This window comes from Terracoccus luteus, assembly GCF_003635045.1.
Lineage (GTDB): Bacteria > Actinomycetota > Actinomycetes > Actinomycetales > Dermatophilaceae > Terracoccus > Terracoccus luteus.
Genome location: NZ_RBXT01000001.1, coordinates 3,141,643 through 3,160,542, shown reverse-complemented (window position 1 = coordinate 3,160,542; position 18,900 = coordinate 3,141,643). Strand labels below are relative to the sequence as shown.

Genomic DNA, 18,900 nt, shown 5'->3' with positions numbered 1-18,900 from the left:
GCTTGGGGGGTACCCGGCGAAACGCTGTGCCCGTGCAGTGCACAACGATTTTTCGCCGAACTCTCCGCCAAGGCCCGCCGTGGACGCGGCGACCCAGACGCTCTTCGACGCAGGGAACGCGTTCGAAACCCTGGTGAATGCCCGCCTCGGGGAGGCCGCCGGCGCGGTCGTGATGTCCGACGATGACGGCTGGGACGCCAATACGGAGGCCACCTTGGCGGCGATGCATTCTGGAGTGCCGCTGATCGTCAACGGGCGCCTTCCGCGCGCGGGGGCGATGGTCGGGGCTCCGGACCTGCTCGTGCTGATGGGGGAGGGGTACGTGCCGGTGGATGTGAAGCTGCACGGGACGCGCCAGGACTCCGCTCGCCGTGCCGTATGGGTGTCGTCGCTGGCTGAACCATCGCGCCGATGGAAGCAGGTCGGCCTGTCGGATGCGACTCGGTCGATGGAGGATGACGGGCTCCAGCTCGCTCACTACACACGGATGCTCCAGGCGCTGGGGCTCCATGCCGGCGATGACTACGTGATGGGCGGGATCATCGGCTCGTCCGACTACTCCGATCTGGGGGGCGATCCGTGGCTCGTCGTCTGGTACGAGCTGAACGCGCCGCGGAAGGACACCTTCTCTGCCAGCACCGAGTCCGGGCGAGCGAAGCGCAGCCTGTTGGAGCGCTACGACCACGAGTTCGCGTTCCGTCTGCAGGTGGCCGAGACCGCGAGAGCGGGCGACGAGATCGTGCGGCCGTTCCACGTCACCGAATGCGCTCGCTGCGTGTGGGAGGAGTACTGCGTCCAAGTCGCTGGGCCGGAGGACGCGTCGTTCGCGATCCGGACCGGCCTCCCCACCGCGCAACAGTGGCGGTACCTGTACGACCTGGGCCTGACCACGGTCGCCGATCTCGCCACCGCCGGCGACGATCCCCCTGAGCCATGGTCGCCTCGTGACACCCAACCCGGGGGGAGGGCACAGCAGAAGTACAGCGCGCTGGTGCGGCGCGCGCGGATGGCCTTGTCCGGCGTCGCGTTCGAGCCGCACGAGGACTGGCCGCAGGTCCCGTCCGCGGACGTCGAGGTGGACTTCGACATCGAGTGGGACCTCGAAGGCAGGATCTACCTCTGGGGCCTGCGGGTCAGGCAGGGCCAGGACGAGTCCACCGCTGTCTTCGACCCGGTCCTCTCCTACGCCCCGCTCGATGACGATGGCGCCGCCGACCTGGCGCAGGAATTCGCCACACGGCTCGGTCGAGTGATCTCGGAGGCCGAGGCGGCGGGGAAGTCCGTCACGGTCTTCCACTGGTCGCACCCGGAGCGCAGCCGGACCAGCAACCACCCCGCGGTGCACGCCCTCCTCGAGCGCCACGCCCTCGACCTGCACGCCTGGTATACGAAGCACTTCTTTCCGCGCGACGGAGCGTCCATCAAGGTGGTTGCTCCGATCTTCGGGTTCCGCTGGGCGGTGGACGACGCCGGCGGCGCCGAGTCCCAAGTCCGGATCGAAGTGGCCCGCGGCGGCGGCGAAGATGCGGCCGCGGCGATCGAGTGGCTGTCCCGCTACAACGAGTCGGACGTTGCGGCCCAGGCTGCGATCAGGGACGGGCTGCGCAGGTCACGGCCTGAACGAGACGCGCACTGAACCCTTCACGTACGGTCGCCTGAATCGACGTCAGCTCCGAGGTTGGCGGCCCGCCAGAGAGCACCCCGTCGAAGCGGGTCGGGCAGGCCCAGGGGCTCGTATGCCGCGAAGCTCGCTGCCACCCCGAGCCTCCGTGTGGCGTAGGCGCGGGCCAGGGCTGGAGTGCGGTTGTGCGCCGCCACGCAGTGGACGAGCACCCGCTTGCCCGCCGCACGGAACTCCTCGATGGCATCGACGGTGTCGCGCAGCACAAAGCGGCTCTTCGCAAGTGGCGGGTCCGCTACGTTGACGGAGGTGAAGGCTACGACCGCGACCCTCGAACCACGCACCGTCGGATCGATCTCTGGCGAGTTCTTCATCCCTGCCTACCAGCGCGGCTATCGCTGGGGCGAGCAGGAGGTAAGGCTGCTCCTCGACGACATCACCGAGGCTGCCGGGGGCGACTACTACCTTCAACCCGTCGTCGTGAAGCAACTTGCAGGAGGCGACCGTTCGGAACTGGTCGATGGCCAGCAGAGGCTCACAACGCTGTATCTGATCCTCCGAGCCATTAAACGCTACCTGCCGTTTACCGAACTGCCGTACTCGCTCAGCTACGAAACGAGGCCGGGCAGCGCCACCTATCTCGACAACCCGACCGAGGACGGAAGTCTGGAGAACATCGACTACTTCCATATCTACGCGGCGTCGCAATGTATCGACGCCTGGTTTGCGAGCAGGCCAAACCCCACAACCGCAGCGATGAAGCTCTATGAAGGCCTAACTGAGTCGGTGCGTGTGATCTGGTACGAGGCACCCAGCACCGAGGAGTTCGACTCTCGCACCCTGTTCACGCGCCTTAACATAGGGCAGATTCCGCTCACCGACGCCGAACTCGTTAAGGCGTTCCTCCTGTCGCGTGTCGAGCGGCAGTTCGAAACCGCAGCGCAATGGGACAGCATCGAACGCGACCTCCGGGCGCCCCAAGTGTGGGCGTTCGCGACCGGCCAGCCGGATGGCGGCGCAACCCGCATCAGCCTTCTCCTGGACACGCTGGCCGATGCCGAGGACGACAACGTACACGACTGGCACGTCCGGCCCGCCTTTCGCACGTTCGAAACGCTCCGCCCTCTCATCGTCAAGGACGGCCAAGCCCTCTGGGACCGGGTGGTTGACCTGCATTCCCTCATCTTGGGGTGGCACGACGACCGCGATCTGTTCCACAAGATCGGCTACCTCGTGGCTGCACGCCGAGCCACGTTCAGTGCGCTCGTCAGGGATGCGCGCGGCACGACGAAGACCGAGTTCCACGCAAGGCTCGACCGCCAGATCCGCGACAGCCTGAGGCTGTCGGCTAACGACCTCGCCGCACTCACGTACCAGTCGACCAAGACGTCCCGCGTGCTGCTTCTGATGAACGCCGAGACCGTGCGCCGCAACACGAACTCCTCCGAGCGCTACTCCTTCGACGCACACGCTCAGCGCCTCTGGTCACGCGAGCACATCCACGCCCAGAACTCACAGGGTCTCAACACCGTCGACCAATGGACTACATGGCTGAAAGAGCACAGGGATGCCCTGGATGCTCTAGACCTCTCCACGCAATCGTTGGCCGATATCAAGTCCCGGATCGACATCGCAGTGCCGACCATCACCGCCGAGAAGTTCGAGGCGCTGCACCAAGAGATCACCCAACTGTTCTCCGACGCCGCCGATACGGTCGATCCGGACGACCCGGGCTCGACCGAGCACAGCGAGGTGGACTCGATCACCAACCTCGCGCTGCTCGCCAGCACAGACAACAGCGTCCTCAACAACTCGGTCTTCGAGGTGAAGCGCCGACGGGTGATCGCGCTAGACCGCAACGGCGCATACATCCCTGTCTGCACCCGAAACGCCTTCCTGAAGTACTACACAGACGCGGGAGCACAACTTCACTTTTGGGGACCGCGCGACCGCGACGGCTACCTCGCCGCCATGCAGACCGTGCTAGCGCCGTACCTCCTCGAGGATCGGCCGGGAAGCACCAGTGAGGACGAAGAGGAGATCACGCTGTGAAGGGCTACCCAACGTCGTTCGTCGGCATGTTTCGGGTCCTCAACGCAGACGCACCCCGGGTCGCTTCGATCGAGATCCCGCTCATCCAGCGCGACTACGCGCAGGGCCGCCCTGACGCCAAGTACGTGCGGGATATGTTCTTGGACTCGCTGTACACGGCCGTGACATCCGGCCCCCCTGTCGGTCTTGACTTCGTGTATGGCGAGGTGCGCCACGGCAAGTTCGAGCCCCTCGACGGGCAGCAACGGCTGACCACGCTCTTCCTGCTGCACTGGTACCTCGCATTCCGCACGGGTACTCTCGAAGCGTCGCACCCATGGACCCACTTCACCTATGCGACGCGGCCGAGCGCGCGGCGATTCTGCGAGCAACTGGTGGCCAACCCGCCGGCAGCAGACCTGGCGGGTCCGCCGTCGGTCTGGATCACCGATCAGAGCTGGTACCTCCACCTATGGCGGTTCGACCCGACCGTCGAAGCGATGCTTGTCATGATCGACGCGATCGCGGCCCGCCTCGCAGATGCCGACCCCATGGCTGCATGGGCGGCACTGACGGATGCCGACGATCCCGCGGTGTGGTTCCAGTTGCTGCCGGTTGCGGATATGGGGGCTGTCGACGACCTCTATATCAAGATGAACTCACGCGGTAAGCCGCTTACCGCCTTCGAGGCATTCAAGGCCCACTTCGGTCAGGTCATCGAGCACACCGGCCGCACCGCCGAGTTCGGCGAGCTGATCGACGGCCCGTGGACCGACCTCCTCTGGCCGTATCGGGGTGACAACGACATCGTCGACGACGAGTTCATGCGCTTCTTCGACTTCATCCTCGAGGTCTGCGAGTGGCGCGAAGGGCGCGTCAGGGGCGACGAGCAGCTTCGGCTCGAACGCCGCGCGGAGTTGCTGTTCTCTCCCGCCAACGAGCGACATGGTGAACACCTCGACTTCGTCTTCGACGCCTTCAATCGCTGGCCGAAAGGCCGCGACCTGGACACCTTCTTCGAGTCGCTCTTCACGACCGCGGCCCATGGATCGGGTGTTCGCCTCTTCGGCGCGCCCAGCCCTAACCTGTTCCTAGCCTGCTGCGAGCGGTTCGGAGCCATGAGAGGCAACACCAGGGCGTTCTCTCTCACCGACACCTTGCTGCTTTACGCCGTCCTCGTCCACCGGATCGAGGGCACTGACGACCCCGCGCAGCGCCTGCGGGTCCTGCGCAACGCGAACGAGGCGTCGCAGTTCGAGATGCGTCTGCAGAACATGCCCAAGTTCATCTATGAGGTCGCCGAATTCATGCGGGTTGGCGATCTTGCTGTGCTGGCGACGTACAACCAAAACCAGGTCGCTGACGAAGCACGCAAGCAGGGCTTCCGCGAGCAGCGTCCTGAGCTCGCTGCGACCGTGTCCAGGCTCGAGGATCACCCGATTCTGCGTGGCACGATGGCGGCATTCGAGTTGGACGAAGCCCTCCCTACTCGCGCCGAGACGTTCGAACAAGCGTTCGCGCCGTCCGCCTGGTCGAGGCTAACGGCGGCTCTGGTCGCCACGGGCCCGTACCAGCGCGATTACCCGAAGTCGGACTATCACCTCTTCGGTTCACCGACGGCCGAGAGCGTGTGGCGGACACTTCTGGTCGACCGCGGTGACCGCGCCAGTCTGTCGCGCACCGGTGGCGTCGTCACCCAGCTGCTCGACGACCTTGCTGAGGGCGTCGGTTCGACCACCCAACGGATGGACGAAGTGATCAGCGCGTTCATCGAGAGGCGCGGTGCCTCCGCCGACTTCGACTGGCGCTACTACCTCGCCCGCTACGACTGCATGAGGGAAGGTCGCTCCGGCATCTATTACGGCGCCGACCACGCGCTGGGCTACGAAATGACCATGCTCGACAAGACCGTGCAGCGCAGTTACTACCGCGACCCGTACCTCTACGCCATCTGGCGCGAGGCCGGATCCCCGGCGGAAGTAAAGGATCCTTGGTTCTACGGCTACTCCACGACACCCCGCTGGATGCAGTTCAAGCGCAGCGGGGTTGGCCTGCGGAGCATCAAGGCGGGAATCGCCCTCAAGAGCGGGCTCGATGAGTACGGCCGGGCGCTGGAGTTGATCCTCGACTCCCGCCTAGATCTGGTTGCAACCGAGGGCGGGCACGTTGTGGTGATCCCGCAGAAGGCCGTCGAAGGGGCGGTAGTGGACACGCGAGATCGCGTCCAGGTCGGCGCAGAGCTTGTCATCGACTTGGTCGCAGCTGGACTGTAGGCCTAGTCCGCAGCCGCCGACCCACCATCCGACATCAGCTCTGTAGGCATTGGAGGTCGCGACGCCGTCCTGAGGCGCAGAGAGGTTGAATGTTCGCCCACGACTCGGCCACGTCAATTAGGGGTGTGACGCTCGCCCATCGCGATCATCGCGTCCAACCGAACAAGCCTCCTTGGGGGTCCGGCTAAGCCTCAATCCACCGATCCCAGCTGGAGGACGGCCTGATTGGGTTCGCGGGCTGACGGTGGGGTGGGGGCGTGGTTGATCGCCCGGCCTCGCTGTCGGAGTGTTCCACGGTGGGGTCGTTCGTGCCGTCGCGGGCAGGGGTGGTCAGGTCCGTGCGGCCGCTGCTGGTGGTCCGCAGCCGAGCGTGAACAGCTTGGTCCACGCGGTCTCCCAGGGCCAGTCCTGGGGCAGGTGCAAGGTGACGCGGCGGGCGGAGGACGCGACTCGGGCCGGGACCGCGATCAGCTTGCGGCGGATCGTCGCGGTTGTGGACTTCGCCAGGGTGGGTTCGCCGGTCACGGTCGCGGCGGCGCGGGTGAGGTTGAAGGCGATCACGGCGAGCACGAGCCAGGCGGCGTTGGCGGTGAACTTCCCGGAGGGCAGGTGCGCGAGGGGGGAGTTCTTCAGGTCGGCGTGGACCTGCTCGATGATCGCGTGGTGCCGGTGGAGCTGGTCCGCGGCCACGGTGTCCAGCACGTCGGGGTCGGTGGTGGTGAAGAACGCGTGGAAGCGCCACACGTCGAACAGGGCGCCTTGACCTCCCGAGTCGTGCCGCTTTAGTGTGTCGGCCACTCGGTGCCGGTCGCGGCGATGATTTCGCGGGCCGCCTCGGTGAGGGGTTCGGCCGCGGTATGCTCGTGGCCGGCGATGGTCAGGGTCATCAGTTGCAGCGGCCGTAGCGTCCGGATGATCTTCTTGATGCTCATGCCGGTCGCGTCTTGCAGGTAGCGGGCGACGGCCAGGGCCGCGAAGACGGTGGTCAGGTGGGCCTCGATCGACTCGCGGGTGTGGTGGAAGATCGGCCGGGCTTTCAGGTCGCTCTTGCTCATCCGGAACGAGGCCTCGACGTGCCACAGGTCGTGGTAGCTGGCGATGACCTCACTGGCCGGCATCACGTCGGCGGGAATGTTGGTCACGTAGCCCTTCAGCCCGGCCAGCCGCCGGGCACGGGCCAGGGAGGCCTCGTCAAGGGTCTGGGTGCCGTGCTTGGTGGTGACGAACCGCGGCGTGCGGGCAGCCTTCTCGCCGGCGACGACGGCCCGGGCCCGGTTCTCCTGCAACGTCAGGGTTCTCCCGTCGCGGGCGGCCCTCTTGCGGGAGTAGGCCCACACCGCCCGCCACGACCGGTCGTGCACGTCCGGGTCCCACACCGGCTCAGCCCGCTTGCTCGCGTCGTTCACCGCATGCGCGGTCTTGGTGGCCACGCGGGGCGTGATGGTGTCTATGAGCTGCCCGTCGGTGAACGCGTCCCCGTGCCAGCGGAAGTGCGAGGCCAGGTCGGCCGGCGCCTTCGTGACGCGGGAGCCGACGATGAACCGCAACCCGGCAGCGTCGAGGTCCTTGAGATTCGAGGCGGACAGCGTCCCGGCGTCCGCGACGACGACCATGTCGGACCGTGAATGCCGTTCCTGGAACTGGCGGATGACCGGGATGATTGTGGTCGTCTCGGCGGTGTTGCCCTCCGAGCAGCCGATCTCGAGCGGGAACCCGGCCCGGTCGACCAGGAGGCCGACGACGATCTGGGGGTCGACCCAGCGTTCTTTGGAGTAGCCGACCTTGCGCAGCTCGTCCTCGTTCTCGGCCTCGAAGTACAGCGTCGTCACGTCATACAGGCACAACGAGACATCGCCGCTCGCGGCGGCGTGGATGAAGCACGCGGTCGCGATCACGTCGCGGTAGCCCCGCTCCTGAGCGCGGGCCAGCGACCGGAACATCGTGCGCAACGAGGCATGCCCGACACCGATCTCGTCCAGCACCCGCAGCGAGTCGGCCTTGGAAGTCGGCTCGATGATCGGGGCCAGCACCAGCTGCTTGAACGACTCATCCCCGACGGCGTCGAACCCCAACCGCGTGTACGCGCTCGTCAGGACCTGCCACAGCACCGCGCTGGACTTCGAGGTGATCATCGCGTGCCCGGCCGGCACCGCGCCGGCGCTCAGGTCCAGCTCGCCCTGGCCCGGGTACACCTTCCGTCGGGCCGCCGCGACCAGCGCGGCCAGCTCGGACTCGGTGTGCGCCGACCCGAGATGCTCGAGCACCCGATCCCGCCCACCCTGACGCTCGGCGATCTGCACCGCCGTGGCCCCGCAGGCCGTCCGGACCTTCCGAACGAACACCACGAGGGCGACCCTACCGGCCCGCTTAGTGTGTCAACGCGCGCATCCTCACCCACTCTGACCAGCGCAAACACTCACCGGATCGTCGACAGCGACGAAAAGTGGCACGAGTCAGGTCAAAGGACGGGCCGCTAGGCGACTCACCGGTGTCCGGGTGACGCGGCGACCTTACAGAGCAGGATGGTGCCGTCAGGGGTGCGGCACGGACCGTCGCTAGATCCATCAACTTGCACGAGAACTGCACGGACATCGCGGGGATCCCCTTTCCAGCGACCTCCTTTGAGTGCTTAAGCGCATCCAAGCGCCGTTGGCCACGGTGTCTGGTAGACGCGCCTACTCGGTCAGGTCCACGAATAGGTGGGCGACGTCGTAGTTTGCCATCAGCCTGGCGAGTCCAACGGCCGTCTGCTGACTGTCGTTGGCATGCAGCCAAAGCGTCCGGCTTCGAAGGCTCTCGGTCGCATCACGAGGATGGCTCAGGGGGTGCCCGCTTTCCCTTCGGTTAGCGTCTGGGTCGTCAGTCCGGCGACGACCGTCGACGCCTCGGCGCGAATAGCCTCCAGTTCCTCTGAGAGAGCTGATCGGCGATCTTGCGCAGCAATGATGTCGTCGTGCACCTTGTCGATCTGCGCGTACGCGCCGGTGAAGATCGGATCCACGTTCAGGCGGACGTCCCGCAGCGCCTGGTCCACAATCTCGCCGGCCTGTCGCTGGACTTCATCCACCAGCGCCTTCCTGCGCGCCGCGCGCCGTCGCTCGGCGTCCACCTGTGCCCGCTCTTGGGCGATGACCCCACCCACTTCGATGGCCACCGTGATGGCAACGCTGGCGACCTTGGCGGCTTGCCCGATCCGGTGGGCCACCCTGACGGCCTGCCAAGGCTTGAACTTTGCGCCGAAGAAGTGCCCGACGTCGAGTACGACGCGATGGCCGGCGCTACCTGAGGACCTGGCCATGTTGCCCGCGCCGGCGCCCCACTGGTCTTGGAAGATCCGCAACCAGGTGTTTGCCTGAGGGGCCCAGGCGGGCACCGCCCCTGAAGGTCGAACCGAGTCCCGGGTGCGTCGCAGACGGACATCCGAGTGGGCGGTGACGTCGTGATCCGGGTCGCCTAGATCGAGAATAACTTTGGTGTGGGGGGCCGCCTCGATCTCCCGAACCTCCGAGGCGAGATCGTCGAACTGTAGTTCTAGGAGTCGGGTGGCCTCCTCGCCCAGCCGTTGCGCGGCACCGTTGAGGGCATTGCTCAGACGGGCCTCGTACTCGCCGATGAAGTTGTCGCGCACGGGACCGTCCGGTAGGTCGTCGATTGCTTCGATGCTGTCGGCGAAAGCCTCGGCCGCTTGGATGCTTTGGGTTAGGAAGGCTGCGCGCAGGCTATGCAGGTTGGCCTCGATCCGCTCTCGACGTGCCGTGAGGGCCGCCCTCTGTCGGGCAAGCAGCGACAATGCGGCCTGCTCGGTGGGGTCGGTGGCCGTCAGCGCCTCTGCCTCCATGGTGATGGCCCTGATGTTCTGTAGCGGCTGCAGGTACCGTGCCAAGTCGCCGGTGCTGGCGCTTATCTGGTTGATCTTGTCTCGTAGCTCGTCGAGGCGGGATAGCCCGAGATACGCCTCCCGTCGCCGGATGTCGACCTCGTCCAAGCCGTCCAGGTAATCCCGGGCATCGCACTCGACCAGCGGCACGTGAAGTGCCCCCTCGCCGAGGGCCTCGCGAACTGCGGCCTGACGCACGCCGTCCGCGGCCGCCATCGTGTTGCATTTGTTGAGGACGACAAGCACCTGGTTCGCCTTCTGCAGGTCGTTGACGACGTGCCGCAAGTGGGCCACGCCCGCGTTGTCGAAAAGGTCAGGGGTGATCGTGAACAGCACGAGGTCAGCTGCCGTGAGTGCAGACTCGGCCAGCTCGTCGTGCCGGTCTACACCCGCCTGGACGCCCGGCGTGTCCACCAGGGTGACTAGGCCGTCCCAGTCGTACTCGGTGACGACATCGGTAGCGATGTCGGAGTCAATGTGAACCGCTGCCACGCCATCGGTGAGCGCCTTGATCAGCGACGACTTCCCGCTGCTGTACTGGCCCGTGAAGACCAGCCGTGGCCGGGAATGGGCCGTCGGGTCTACCCGCTCAGCGAGTGCCTTGGCTTGGGGGTGAGCGATTCCTGCCAGAGCCAGCCGGAGCCGGTCGGCGAGCAGGCGCGCTCGTTGCTGAACGGAGTGGTAGAGGATATCGCTCACGCTTGAGGCTCCTGGTGGTCGCAGCTTGCTGGATGGTGATCGGGTGCCGGCGTGGTGATCCGGACCTGGCTGGCAGTGAAGAGGCTGAACAGGGATGACCAGGTGTCCGTCAGGCCCGACGGGATCGGCTCCTCGATATGGATATTCGCCTGTCGATCGGTAAGCCGCAGTGTGCGGGGCGCCGCCGCGGACAGCCCGATGGCCAACGACAGAGCCTGGCCTGCCCGGACGCCGGGTTTGGCTGGCCCGGTGGCGAGCATCAACTCGCAGCTTTCGTCGGGTGGAAACAGGGCTGCTTGTGAGAAGCCCTCACGTGTGTACTCGACCGCCGTGGCACTGCCAGGTTCGCGCCGCGCCCGGAGGACCTCCTCGGCAAGCCCGGTGCGCCCGGACAACCTGAGCAGGGTGCGGGCCGTGGCGGCGTCGAGGTCCCCGACCGCCTCGTTGATCTCCGTCCCTACCTCGCACCACCAGCGCTGGATGCTCCTTTGGCCGGCAAGTACGCCGCTCATGGCTTCAAACTGAGTGCGCATCGCCGACTGGGTCGCCGCTCGCGTCTCCTCGCGCCACTGGTTGATCTCGGACTGGAGGTCGTCGAGGATCGGGTGAATCCGCGCCCCGAGCTCCGCACGGCGCCGGCGCAGCACCTCCGCGCTACCCAGGAACAACCTTGCCAGACCATCTTTGACGGGGCCGAGTGCGGTGGCAACAAGGCCTCCGATTACAGCGCCCACGACTGCTGTAACCGCCATAAGTGGCGGTCCGCCCTCGATCCCAAGAAGCCCCCCGACTTTGCCGCCAAGCAGGGCGCCACCGACCCAGGCCGCGGCCCCGGCGCCCAAGCCCACGGCGGCCTGGCTGGCCCTGTTCAACCACACCGAGCCGAAGCCGGTGAACTCGCCCAGCGGCACATTCGGCGTCGGAAGGTTGGTCCAGTCGGACAACACAGTCGAGATCGTCACCTCAAGGCCCGCAGTGAGATCCCGGTGGTGCCGGGCCCCGGCCTGCTCCATCTCGCTGTTCAGTGACGACATCTCCTTGCGCCACGCAGCGTTGAGGTCACTTTCCACGTCCGCCGAGGCATGCCACGACCGGCGGGATTCGATGATGCCGTCGAGTTCTGCGGCCAGCAGTTCGTGCTGTCTATCGATCTGGCGGGCCACCCGTTGCGAGAGGTCCCGGACGAGCCCCTCGCCCTGTTCGAGATGTGTTCCCAGGCTCTCCGTTGCGGTGTCCAGAGTTGCGAGATACCGGATGACTGGGTTGCGCACACGATCCACGAAGGCGATCGCTCGTCGTTGGTCGGCGCGCCGATCGCGCTCCTCCGCCAAGACCGCGAGCAGTTTCGCGACGTCCGAGTGCGCCCACATCAGCGCGGCGTCCGGGTGGTCCTGCGTGCCGAGGAACGCGGCCTGCGCATGTACGGTGACCACGCCGGCCGGGCGGGCGCCCGCTCTGGCGAGATGGCGCAGCACCGCGTTGAGGTCGCCCGCGACGTCACGGAAAGCGGCCCGCGGGTCCTTTAGGAAGTCATCTCGTCGGATCGGGTGGAGCAGGTCATATCGGCAGTTCAGCACCACCACCACAGGCTTGCCGTAAACCGCGATCAGTCGCAGTGCCTGCGCGGCCTCCTCCTGGAAGGAGTTGTTGCTGCCCACCCACACGACGAGGTCAGCGTGTGGCAATTGCTCGAAAGCAAGCTGCCTGTCCTCGTCCCCGTCGTGGGCGCCGACCCCAGGAGTGTCGACGATCGCGACGCCCGGAAGGTTCACGATGGGGCGGACGCACACATCGCGGGAGAATCGCTGGCGGCCATCTCCGATCCGGTCGCCACTGCCGGCGGACAGCGCCTCGATCAGGGTGCTCTTGCCCGCTTGGGTGCGCCCCATGAAGACCACCCGAAGGTCTCCGGTACGTGCGTTACCTGCCGACTCGACCGCGGGCTCCGGGACCCCAACCAAGCAGGAGGCGGCCAGGTCGCCAAACGACTCAGCGCCAGCTTGGACCTGCGGAGCGATCTCCCCTCGGGACCGAATCGCTCGGTCACCCGCGACCGCAGCGTCTTGGAGTCGTCCGACAGCCTTTCGCAGGTGAGGCCAAGGGTCGTGAGCCGTTGGCTCCGCTCCGAACCAGGAATATCTGACATATGTTGAGAAATCCTGCGCCTCAATCATTGGTCCGCGGACTCCGTTGTCTAGGACATCCGTCGCAGGCATGCGAGCATCGGCGAGCTCTCTTGCGGGTATCTCGTAACAGAATGCTCAGCGCTCCCGTGGGGAGGGGTAAGAACCGGCGGAGTTGGGCCAAACTTACGATACTGCGCGGGATCTCGACGGACCGAGCCAGCCGTAGACCGACTCTCGTGGGGTTCCGAGGAGCCCGCCTCTGCCGCCGTTGACAGCCTCAAGGTCAAGGCGCCGACCGGTCGCCCTAACTGCGCTGCAGGACGGAGGCCCATGGCTCGCTTGCGCGGCACCGGTTCTGTGCAGCGGGGCAAGAATAAAGGTGCTTCCCGTCCAGCCATGGGGGACAGGCAAGGGCTGTGAGCGAGTGTCCGTGTCGAGATCGTGGTGAAGTTATGCTCCGGGTCCCGTCGACGGAGGTCATACGTATGGATCCCTCGGACTGCAAATCCGTCGCGACAAGGCCGCATCCTCCAGGAGGCGCGCCCAACCATTGAGCCCAGTCGGCGACTAGGGGTCGGCCAGCCTCCTGGGTCAGGTGGTGCGCGGCGTACTGCCCGTCATGGTGATGATTCGCCACCCTTTCGCCCAACTGCGGGCTGGTCTCATTTCAGGTCTCATTCGGGCGCAGCCGGACTCGTTCAGAAGGGTTCGCGTCTGGGACGACTCGAGCGTGGACGACGGTGTTCTTTCCATCGCGAACGCGGTTGATCAGAGCTCGAAGGCGTGCCTGGTGCAGCGCCTGAAGCTATCTTGACGTCAAGCTTTCGTGCAACGAGTCGTGCAACGAACCACGGTAAAGCGGGGTCCGGAAGGGTCCCTCACGGTCATTTCGACATCGAAGCCCTGTCTCGAACAAACATACAAAACCGCAGGTCAAGGGCATTTGACCTGCGGTTTTGGGTGGTGGCCAGGGGCGGGGTCGAACCGCCGACCTTCCGATTTTCAGTCGGACGCGCGTCAGGCCGCCGCGTGGTGGCGGCTTCCGAGCTTGCACCTGCTGACACCCGAGACGTCGTGCGTGTTCGCTCGGTCGAAAGCGCAGGCCGAGTGCACCAAACGTCTAAGGGCGCTCCCACTCCGCAGCGATTGATAGATGGCGGATGGGAGAGCGCAACCACGCCTTAGGCGCAGTTGGGGCAGGGGCCCGAGACCGGCATCTCCATGAAGCAGGTGGGGCAGACCGCGCCGCGGCGCGGTTCGACGGCGGCGGTGCGCGGTGTGGTGGCGCGCACCACCCGCAGCTTCGCGCTCACCTTGGGGGTGGCGTCGGCGGGGACATCGGCCCCCCAGTGGCGGTAGCACTCGAGCCGCATGGCGGCGGCGTGGGTCTCGCGGGCCAGGGTGTCGGTGGCGACCGGCTCACCCTCGAGGCGCATGACGGCGTCGTAGCCGGGGCCGACCTGGCCGTCGTCCTTGTGCACGACCAGCGAGGTGAGGGCAGGCTCCTCGCGGGCGGCGCTGACCCTGACGAGGTCGGCGAGCAGGGTGCCGATCCAGCCACGCATCGGGGACTTGGTCCACAGCGACGAGCGCCGCTGCACCTCTTCGGCGAGCTCGGAGTAGGTGATGACGGCGTCGTAGCGCCCCGCGGTCTCGGTGAGGATCTCGTAGGCGTGCTTGGCCCAGTACTGGTGCGCCGCCTTGGGCGTCACGAACTTCTCAGTGTCGGTCACGATCGGTGGTCACCTTCGTCGGCGGGTGTGCCACGGCGGATGGTGGGCACACCCCAGTCTCCCCTGTCGACAGGGACCCGACGACCACCTTCACGGATGCCGACCTGCCACGTCCACCGCGTCGAGGTCAATGCCCGGTCGCAGACCTTCTCGAGCCCCGCCGCCCCCGGTCGCCCGCATGCCTGTGGATGGAGGACGACGCCCGGCTGCGACATCCGGTTCGCTGTCACCACAGCGACGAAGGGGCCCGCGATGGGACTGAGCAGCAACTGCAGGGGCCGGCTCGACATCGAGCTGGCCGAGGTCGACCGCCGACACGTCGCCGACGCCCACGGGGCCGGCTGATGGTGCCCCGTCGGAGGATCAAGGCCGTGGTCGCCACCGCGGCGATGGCCACTGCAACCGTGCTCGCGGGCTGCTCCGTCGGTGGCTCGACAACGAGCGCCGCCATCACCGCCATGGCGAGCCGACCGGCGACAGCGACGGCAGTTGTGCCCACGCCGCGAGCGGGGACGTCGACGTCATCGGGTCCGCCGTCCGCGAGGCCGTCGAGAGCGCCCGCGCCGTCACGGGAGCCGGGGCCTGACCTGCTCCACGACCACACGTGGGGTGGGGCCGAGGCGTACGTGGCCGACTACCTCGACCGTCTCGACCGGTCGTGGCAGCGACCCGACCCGCAGTTGCTCGACAACCGCGCCCTGCCCTCGTGCGGCACGTGCACGAACTTCCGCAAGGCGGCCGCCGGCCTGCTCGCCAAGGGGCAGCGACACGAGGGCAACATCCTTCGGGTCGACCACGTCAGCGTCGTCATCTGGGGAAGGGGTGAGGAGGTCAACCTCGCCGCCGACACCTTGGCAGCTGGAGCACGACAGGGTCGATGCCCGGGGCGCGACGGTGAGGACCATCAAGGGTGGTCGCGCCAACGTGTACGTCGAGCTGGCGTACCGCGGCCGGTGGTGGGTCGAGGCGATCCACATCGAGCGGGTGCGCGACGACGGCACCTACCTGGGGCCGTGAGGTGGTCCTGACGAGGTGTCCGGCCGGTCTAGTCGAGGTGGCGCCAGAAGGCCTGGCGGAGCATGAACCGCAGCCGCTCGTCGATGTCGTAGACGCCGAGCCGGTCGGAGAGGTCCATGAGCAGGGCCTTGTCGAGCTCGCGCGGGATGCTGGGCCGCTCGGCCAGCACGGTGCGCCGCTCGGCCTCGGTGATGGTCTTGCTCCACGTCTCGCCTACGCCGGCCGCGACCTCGTCGACGACCCGGTCGACGTCGGCCGGGTAGTCGTGGTCGACCGGCCCGACGGACCCCACCCCGGTCGTGCTCGAGTAGACGAGCGACGTCGTTGGCCCGACGCCCGCGCCGGTCCGCCCGTCCGCCGGCTTGGGCAGCGCCGGCAGCGTCGCCTTACGCCCCGCGAAGTCCGCGGGCGTCGGTCGGGGGGCGACCGGCATCCGGGGCGTGGTGCCGTCGGCGCCGACGGGCGCACCCACGCCGCCCGAGACCCCACCCGCGACCGAGCCGGAGACCGCACCGACGACCGCGGCCGCGGCCGCGGCAGACCCGGCCGCGTCGGCATCCGGCCCGACCCCGTCCGCGACGACCGTCGACTCCGTCGGCGCTTTGCGCGCGGTGACGGCGCGGTCGATCGTCAGCGGGTCGATGACGACGATGCCGTCGGCCTCGCGCTGCAGGTGGCGCGAGACCGCGTGGGCCTGGCCCTGGGCGTTGGGGGCGGCGAGCAGCACGACCTGCACGCCGTTGCTCTGCGCCTCCTCGACGGCCTCGGTGAGGTCGTCATCGCCGGAGACGAGGTACATGACGTCGGCGACGCGGTTGCGCCCCTGCGTGGCGAGGTCGAGCCCGATGCGCAGGTCGACGCCCTTCTGCTCACCGCCGGGCGACATGCGCCCGAGGCGCAGCTTGACGCGGGGGAGCATGCCGATGGCGTTCTGGTACGCGTCGGGCTCACCGCCCGGCTTCGAGCTGGCGTCGTACCAGTTGACGCGCAGCACCGGCAGCCCGCTCTCGCTCTCGGCCTGCCGAACGAGGGCGGCGATGAGGTCGCGGTAGACGACGGTGACGCCACCCCGCAACGACGTGCCGGTGACCCGGGTGGCGGCGGAGGCCAGCAGGTACCCGGCGTCGACGTAGAGCGCGCAGTACGACCTCATGGCCCCACCCTTTCAGGTGGCGCGCAGTCTGCCCACGGGCCACGCCCGGCGGGCGCCGTCCACTCCCCGCCGCCCACTCCCGGCCGGTCAGGGCAGGTCGAAACCCGCCCCCTCGTCGCGGTAGCGGATCAGCCTGGCCCGCCACCCGCTCACCAGCAGATCGGGGCGCCCGAGGGGGGTGGCACCGAAATAGCTCTGACCCGCCGTCAGCCCCGCCGCCGCGAGCAAGGTCGTGGTTCGGCTGCTGGGGGCCGTCTTGAGCCCGAAACGCTCGGCGAGCTCGCGTGACGTCAGCCCGTCGCGCCCCCCGACGAGGTGGTTGGCCGCGGCCACGGCAGAGCAGATCGCCGCGGCCGCGATGTCGGCCCTGCCTCGGGGCAGCACCCACGGGTCGCCCTCCGCGACCAGCTGCAGCAGGCGACGACACGCGGTGCGGAACTCGACCCCGAAATGAGCGTCCGCGAACTCGTCGCAGAGCGCGCCGACTTCGAGAGCGGCGGGGCGGCCCTCGTCGGGGACGCCGGTGAGGTCGAGCGGCTCGTCGGGTAGCGGCGTCACGTCGAGGCGTTCGAGAGCCTCGGGGCCGCCGACCTCCCGGGCGGCACCTTCGACCATCATCTCGTCGAGGTCGATGTCGCGGTAGTCGTCGTGCAGCACCTGCACGCCGCGCAGCTCGACGAGGTCGCCGCGCCGCAGGTAGGTGTCGATGGCCAGGCGCAGTGACGACGCCTCCCGCGACGTGGCCAGCGCGACGTAGTGGGCCCCGTCGCGCTTCACCGCGTCGAGGGTCTTGCGGCGACGGCGCGCGTCCTCGCCGCGACGCGACGACAGGTAGGTGGCGTGGGCCGCCAGCACCGTGGGGAGCCGCGCGGCCGCTCGCTCGCCCAACAGGGCGGTCGACGGCAGCCAGTCGGTGAGGAAGTCGGACACGAGCTCTGGGGTCCAGCGCAGGTCGCTCGTCGAGCCGGAGTAGCTCGCCACCTCGCCGAGGAACGAGATGGCCATGCCGAAGCAGTCGCCGTCGCGCTTCGTCTCGACGTCGAACCCGATGTCGCGCGCCTGTCGTGACGCGACGAAGTCGTCGATGAGCGGCCCGTAGACCGCCTGCACCTCGCGCATCCGCTCCTCCGGCACTCCCAGGGAGACGTCGATCGGCGCGTTCGACACCGACCCGAAGGCCGCGCCAGACCCCGCCCCGACGGCCCCGCCCGGCGTCAACCCGAAGGCCGCACCGCGAGCGGTCGCGAAGGCACCGCCCGCCGGCGGGCCGCCAGGCCACAGCGGGGTGACCCGCTGCTCCATGGCGTCGGCGGCCGCCGTGACGTCGGCACCCGCGTCACCACCTGCGTCACCACCCGGCATCCGACCGACGACCCACGCGAGCAGCGGGCGCGACGCGGGCCACGTGTCGGTCTCGAAGAGCTCGCCCGACCTCGCCCCCTCGTCCAGCGCACGGGCGACGAGCTCGCGCGCAACCGGCAGGGTCAGGTCCTCGACGACCGACTCGCCCTGGTCGTCGTTCAGCTCGGCCATGCGCGCCCGCACGTCGTCGAACGGGCCGGGCACCGGGAAGGCATCCTTCATCACCGGTGTGCCCGTCGCGAGGTCGACGTACGCGATGAAGGCGCCCTGGACGCCGCCGGGCCACCGCAGCCCCACGAGCACGTCGAAGCCGGTGCCCGTCAGCTCGATGAGCAGCGCGGCATCCGTCACCTGCGTCTGCCCGAGGTCACGCAGCCACAGCGGCATCGGCTGGCGTCGGGTCATCGCGCCCCGCCGCGCCAGCACGGCCACGTCGGGCTCGTCGGTGAGGTGGCCGACGGCGTGCAGCAGCGCGGTGGTCTCGGCGACGTCGACCCCGACGAACGTCTCGACGAGGTCGTGCAGCGAACCGGCCACGGATGCCGACGTGGCCGGCTCTGCGTCGTCCCTGCCCATCGAGGTGGCCACGAGGATGGACGAGACGTACGCCAGCAGATCGAGGGGCTCCTCGCTGCGCAGCCGGGCGCGGACGTCGGTCAGCAGGCCCGGCAAGTTGCCGTCGCCCTCGTCGACCGCCCCGCCGGACCGAGGACGTGACGGGGCCGTGGGGCGGTCGGCGGGTGCGATGTGCAGCCGACGGTCACCGCCCCGGCCGGGCTTCTTCCGCTTCGACATGCGCCGATGATGCCCTGTCGGGGGCGTCCCGTGCGCGACGCGTCCTCAGGCGACCTGGCGGCAGAAGACAGCCGAAAACACCCGTCGAGCGCCGCGGGCTCGTGGCCTTGGTCACGCGCCCCGCTGCAATGACGAGTAGTAAAACCTTCAACTCACACGCGGGCGCGATCTCATGGCATTCTCTGCGTGTGATGACAGAGGTGACCCGAGAGG

The 18,900-nt window shown here is 67.9% G+C and carries 10 protein-coding genes and 2 pseudogenes; 4 read left to right on the top strand and 8 right to left on the bottom strand.

Annotated features, from left to right (window positions below; translation table 11 throughout):
- Positions 1 to 79 precede the first annotated feature (79 nt).
- Complete coding sequence (locus DFJ68_RS14365) at positions 80 to 1,636, top strand: ribonuclease H-like domain-containing protein (RefSeq protein ID WP_121034268.1); 1,557 nt, start codon at positions 80 to 82, stop codon at positions 1,634 to 1,636.
- A gap of 5 nt (positions 1,637 to 1,641) precedes the next feature.
- Here the strand turns inward: DFJ68_RS14365 and DFJ68_RS14360 are convergent, their stop codons facing one another.
- Positions 1,642 to 1,887: a protein-tyrosine phosphatase family protein gene (locus tag DFJ68_RS14360; protein WP_245963665.1), complete on the bottom strand. Its 246-nt coding sequence runs from the start codon at positions 1,885 to 1,887 to the stop codon at positions 1,642 to 1,644.
- 43 nt (positions 1,888 to 1,930) lie between these two features.
- Between DFJ68_RS14360 and DFJ68_RS14355 the strand changes: the two genes are divergently transcribed.
- Positions 1,931 to 3,673 (top strand): DUF262 domain-containing protein, encoded by a 1,743-nt coding sequence (locus tag DFJ68_RS14355; protein WP_170165669.1) that lies wholly within the window; start codon positions 1,931 to 1,933, stop codon positions 3,671 to 3,673.
- Positions 3,670 to 5,925 carry a DUF262 domain-containing protein gene (locus DFJ68_RS14350; RefSeq protein WP_121034264.1) on the top strand — a complete coding sequence of 752 codons (2,256 nt, stop codon included), beginning with the start codon at positions 3,670 to 3,672 and terminating at the stop codon, positions 5,923 to 5,925. Before DFJ68_RS14355 ends, DFJ68_RS14350 begins: the two co-directional genes overlap by 4 nt.
- 330 nt (positions 5,926 to 6,255) lie before the next feature.
- Here the strand turns inward: DFJ68_RS14350 and DFJ68_RS14345 are convergent.
- The 5 genes and pseudogenes from DFJ68_RS14345 to DFJ68_RS14315 all read right to left on the bottom strand — a co-directional run.
- A pseudogene (locus DFJ68_RS14345) lies at positions 6,256 to 6,846 on the bottom strand (transposase); the annotation flags it as partial.
- A pseudogene (locus tag DFJ68_RS14340) lies at positions 6,729 to 8,270 on the bottom strand (IS1634 family transposase); the annotation flags it as partial. The pseudogenes DFJ68_RS14345 and DFJ68_RS14340, both read right to left, overlap by 118 nt.
- A gap of 473 nt (positions 8,271 to 8,743) precedes the next feature.
- Entirely contained in the window at positions 8,744 to 10,501 is a 1,758-nt protein-coding gene (locus DFJ68_RS14335; protein ID WP_170165785.1) for a GTPase domain-containing protein, read from the bottom strand.
- Complete coding sequence (locus tag DFJ68_RS14330; protein WP_170165784.1) at positions 10,498 to 12,390, bottom strand: GTPase; 1,893 nt, start codon at positions 12,388 to 12,390, stop codon at positions 10,498 to 10,500. Before DFJ68_RS14330 ends, DFJ68_RS14335 begins: the two co-directional genes overlap by 4 nt.
- Positions 12,391 to 13,808: 1,418 nt before the next feature.
- Positions 13,809 to 14,360, bottom strand: coding sequence for a hypothetical protein (locus DFJ68_RS14315; RefSeq protein ID WP_121034254.1), 552 nt, complete (start codon positions 14,358 to 14,360; stop codon positions 13,809 to 13,811).
- Positions 14,361 to 15,254: 894 nt separating this feature from the next.
- Between DFJ68_RS14315 and DFJ68_RS18975 the strand changes: the two genes are divergently transcribed.
- A complete protein-coding gene (locus DFJ68_RS18975) occupies positions 15,255 to 15,377 on the top strand; it encodes a hypothetical protein (RefSeq protein WP_276330707.1) in 123 nt (40 codons plus the stop codon).
- 28 nt (positions 15,378 to 15,405) lie between these two features.
- Here DFJ68_RS18975 and DFJ68_RS14310 read toward each other — a convergent pair whose 3' ends face one another.
- Together DFJ68_RS14310 and DFJ68_RS14305 are read right to left on the bottom strand one after the other, a co-directional pair.
- Positions 15,406 to 16,530, bottom strand: coding sequence for an NYN domain-containing protein (locus tag DFJ68_RS14310; protein WP_121034252.1), 1,125 nt, complete (start codon positions 16,528 to 16,530; stop codon positions 15,406 to 15,408).
- Positions 16,531 to 16,617: 87 nt separating this feature from the next.
- Positions 16,618 to 18,687: a DUF6398 domain-containing protein gene (locus tag DFJ68_RS14305; RefSeq protein ID WP_121034250.1), complete on the bottom strand. Its 2,070-nt coding sequence runs from the start codon at positions 18,685 to 18,687 to the stop codon at positions 16,618 to 16,620.
- Positions 18,688 to 18,900: the final 213 nt, after the last annotated feature.

Bases quoted from the DNA above. Each gene is read 5' to 3' on its own strand.
- DFJ68_RS14330 (WP_170165784.1), bottom strand. From the start codon at position 12,390: ATGGGGCGCACCCAAGCGGGCAAGAGCACCCTGATCGAGGCGCTGTCC.
- DFJ68_RS14310 (WP_121034252.1), bottom strand. From the start codon at position 16,530: ATGAGGTCGTACTGCGCGCTCTACGTCGACGCCGGGTACCTGCTGGCC.
- DFJ68_RS14305 (WP_121034250.1), bottom strand. From the start codon at position 18,687: ATGTCGAAGCGGAAGAAGCCCGGCCGGGGCGGTGACCGTCGGCTGCAC.